Annotated in this window: 4 protein-coding genes; 2 read left to right on the top strand and 2 right to left on the bottom strand. The window is 66.2% G+C overall.

Features of this window, described 5'->3' with window-relative positions; translation table 11 throughout:
* Window positions 1–592: 592 nt before the first annotated feature.
* Entirely contained in the window at window positions 593–2,218 is a 1,626-nt protein-coding gene (locus HY726_04410; GenBank protein MBI4608232.1) for a peptide-binding protein, read from the top strand.
* 164 nt (window positions 2,219–2,382) lie between these two features.
* Here HY726_04410 and HY726_04405 read toward each other — a convergent pair whose 3' ends face one another.
* Window positions 2,383–2,877 (bottom strand): DUF3368 domain-containing protein, encoded by a 495-nt coding sequence (locus HY726_04405; GenBank protein MBI4608231.1) that lies wholly within the window; start codon window positions 2,875–2,877, stop codon window positions 2,383–2,385.
* Window positions 2,874–3,146, bottom strand: coding sequence for a UPF0175 family protein (locus tag HY726_04400; protein MBI4608230.1), 273 nt, complete (start codon window positions 3,144–3,146; stop codon window positions 2,874–2,876). The genes HY726_04405 and HY726_04400 overlap by 4 nt, the downstream gene beginning before the upstream one ends.
* A 284-nt stretch (window positions 3,147–3,430) precedes the next feature.
* Between HY726_04400 and HY726_04395 the strand changes: the two genes are divergently transcribed.
* Window positions 3,431–3,634, top strand: a complete 204-nt coding sequence (locus HY726_04395) for a hypothetical protein (protein MBI4608229.1) — start codon at window positions 3,431–3,433, stop codon at window positions 3,632–3,634.
* Window positions 3,635–3,744: the final 110 nt, after the last annotated feature.

The raw sequence follows: 3,744 nt of genomic DNA, 5'->3' as shown, positions 1-3,744 counted from the left end.
TCGGCCGTCGTGGTGAATGCGTTTACCCCACCGGTCGCCCCGGACTTTGTCGAAGCGCCCGAGCCGTCAGACCAGCTATTTGGGATAGTGGACACACAGATTAGGGCCGGGGCGCTTGACCTTGCCCTTGCACCTTTGTCTGAAGGCCTTACAAGTAATCTCTTCCCCCTGGAGCTGGGTGCAGGATTTGTGATGGGTTTTTGCCTTGGAGTCGCACGTTCCGCCCCTATGAATATGGCCGACTAGGGGGATCGTCGTGACGGACTTGGCGGGCGCCGCTTTCCTGGTCTCGCGCGTTCGGGCCGTTGCCATTGGCTGGCCTCCTTTCGCGGCAAATTACAACGATCCCCGCTCCTAATGGAGCCTGTTCCTTACAGGAACTCAAGCACATTTGTCAATGATAGATCGTTGACACGAGGAGAAAACAGCCTATGATCGGGCGGGCTTGTGAAAGGAAGAGAACGCGAAGGCTAGAGGTCTGAGTTTGCTTTATCCCTTCTCTGGTGCGAACTGGGTGGAGCGCCTGCGTGTTCTGGTGCGTGTAACGCTCCTTGTTGCTCTCGTCTGGCTGGGCGGGTGTGCCCGGGGGGAGGTGCCGGAGGCCCGAGCCCAGCGCGAGGGTGGCCAGGGTGGCGCGCCGACCGCGCCGGCAGAGCCCGCCCAGCCGCCCCCGCCGGTGCCCAAGCCGCCTTCCTATGGCGACGCGCTCGTGGAGGGGTCCATCGGGGACGCGAGCAACCTGATCCCGATCCTGGCCGCGGACAGCGCCTCGCACAACATCGGGGGGCTGATCTACAACGGCCTGGTGAAGTACGACCGGGACTTGAACATCGTGGGGGACCTGGCCGAGTCCTGGCAGGTGAGCCCCGACGGCCTCACCCTCACCTTCCGCCTGCGCCGCGGGGTCCGGTGGCACGACGGCCACCCCCTGACCGCCGAAGACGTCCACTTCACCTACCGGGTCCTGGTGGACCGCAAGACCCCCACGGCCTACGCCGAGGACTTCCTGCAGGTGGCGAAGGCCGAGGTCCTCGACCCCCACACCTTCCGCGTGCGCTACCGGCAACCGTACGCCAAGGCGCTGATCAGCTGGGCGGTCTCCATCCTCCCCCGCCACCGGCTCGAAGGGCAGGACCTGACGAAGACCCCGCTGGCCCGCCGGCCCGTGGGCACGGGCCCCTACCGGTTCGTCGAGTGGAAGACCGGCGAGAAGATCGTGCTGGAGGCCAACCCCGACTACTTCGAGGGGCGCCCCTTCCTGGACCGCTACGTCTACCGGATCATCCCGGACCAGGCCACGATGTTCCTGGAGCTCAAGGCGCGGAGCCTGGACATGATGGGGCTGACCCCGCTCCAGTACGCGCGGCAGACCACCCGCCCGGAGCTGCAGGCCCGCTTCCGGCGCTACCGGTACGCGGCCTTCGCCTACACCTACCTCGGGTACAACCTCCGCCACCCGCTCTTCCGCGACCGGCGCGTCCGGCAGGCCATCAGCTACGCCATCGACCAGCAGGAGCTCATCCAGGGGGTGCTGCTCGGGCTCGGGCAGTCGGCCACGGGCCCGTACCGCCCCGGGACCTGGGCCTATAACCCGCATGTCCAGCGCTACCCCCACGACCCGGAGCGCGCCCGGGCCCTGCTGCGGGAGGCCGGGTGGCGGGACACGGACGGCGACGGGATCCTGGACTGGGACGGCCGCCCCTTCGCCTTCACGATCCTGACCAACCAGGGGAACGAGAGCCGGGCGAAGACCGCGGAGCTGATCCAGTGGCGGTTGCGCAAGGTGGGGATCGCGGTGAAGATCCGGACGGTGGAGTGGGCCGCCTTCGTGAACGAGTTCCTGGACAAGCGGCGCTTCGAGGCCGTCGTGCTCGGGTGGCGGACGGGGCAGGACCCCGACCTCTACAACGTCTGGCACTCCAGCAAGACGGGGCCCAAGCAGCTCAACTTCATCGGCTTCCGCCACCCCGAGGTGGATCGGCTGCTGGAGCAGGGGCGCCGCACTCTGGACCGGACCGAGCGGAAGCGCTCCTACGATGCCTTCCAGGCCATCCTGGCCGAGGAGCAGCCCTACACCTTCCTGTACGTCCCCGATGCCCTGACCATCGTCCACAGCCGGGTGCGGGGGATCGAGCCGGCCCCGGCCGGGCTCACCTACAACTTCATCCGCTGGTACGTCCCGCGGGACGAGCAGCTCTACGCCGCCCTGGTCCCGTAGGGCATTCAGGACCGGGTTTTTCTGGGCGGTCCCGCCTGCAGGATTGCGGCCGTGAGGAGTATCGTTGGGCCCTAAGAACTCGTGCTTTCGCCGAGATAGCAGGGCGGCAGCGTTCCAGGAGGTCGCCGCCTTCTGCAGGTGAGCGGAAACCAACTAGCAATTGACTATCGGGGAACCTCCTCGCCGGCCTGGCGAAGGATAAGACGGTAAACGGTGTCGCCGACGAAGAATCCGGCTGCGAGCATCTCATCGAGGACGGGCTTCACGGCAGGGACCACCCCGCTCCCCTTGCCGTGGAGTAGAAGCCCAGGAAGACCGAGGACCCTCTGCCCCTCCATCTCCGCCACTCGCCGGGCCGTTGCGTCATCGAGGACAAGGAAATCCGCCGCCAGTTCCCTTGCCAACACGATGGCCTCAGCCTCGCCCCGACCCACCTGGCGCCGCAAGCGGTCCACGCTTGCCCGATCGTAGACCTGCCGCCGGAGGATCCACTCTGCGCGGGCAACCTCCACGCTGCCTGGCTGTCCCTCTCCCCTTCTGACCACTTCATCGTAGACGGCCTCGGGGATGTGCACCGTCCCAGCGATCTGACGGAGCAGATCCAGGCGGCCGATCCGAGAGAGCGCGATGAGGACGCTGGCATCCAGAACAAGGATCACTCCGCCGTGCCTTCTTCAGGGCACAAGGCCTGAAGGTCCCGCTGAAGGTCTTCTGCGGAGTAATCGAACCACGGGATTTGGTATTGAGCCAGGAGGTTGGGGAGGTCCCACAGCGAGATCCCCAAAAGCTCGGCCGCCTTCGCTCGGGAGAGCTTCCCGCGACGGACAAGATCGAGAACCAGGGCGACCTTGGCTCCCCGCCTCGCCTCTTCCTCCGACCCAAGGATCTCCACGAGTTCCGGGGGGAGTTCTAGGGTTACGGGTTTCATCCAATAGATCTCCTTCCTCCTTTAGTGATGCTATCAGCGCCAACCAGGAAAGCCAACCGCAAGTTTTGGAACGCCGCCACCAGCCTCTGCGGCGTATTGGGTCTGTTCCGTTGCTGGAACAACCAACGATTGCGCGACAGTAGGTCCATCAATACGGTCCTATTCTGCTTGCGAGTACACGGCCTTGACCGGGGTGAAATCCGCGGCGTAGTATCCGGAGATCGCCACGGCGTGCAGGAAGGTCATCCTGAGCACAGCGGTGGAGAGCAGCGAGGAGGCGGGCGATGGTGTTGCTTCTTCGGCCCCAGGACCATGCCGGGCTACTGACGATGGACGAGGCCATCGAGGCCGTGGAGGCGGGGTTCCGGGCCCTGGGAGTGCGGATCCTGGCGGCCGCGAGTGCGAAGGGGGTCGGGGTGCCGCTCCCGATTGACGGGGCCGAGTCCCGGGACCGAGCGCATGAGGGACCAGGGCCGGCGACCGGCTGATTCGTCGGAGGGGACAAATGCGGAGACAGGGATGGCTGATCCTGGTGCTGGCGGGCCTGGGGCTGGCCGGGGAGGCGTGGGCCCAGTCCGGGCGCATGCCGGTGGCCTAC

Source organism: Candidatus Rokuibacteriota bacterium (assembly GCA_016209385.1).
In the GTDB taxonomy this organism is placed as follows: Bacteria; Methylomirabilota; Methylomirabilia; order Rokubacteriales; family CSP1-6; genus JACQWB01.
This window is presented reverse-complemented; position numbering and strand designations above follow the sequence as displayed.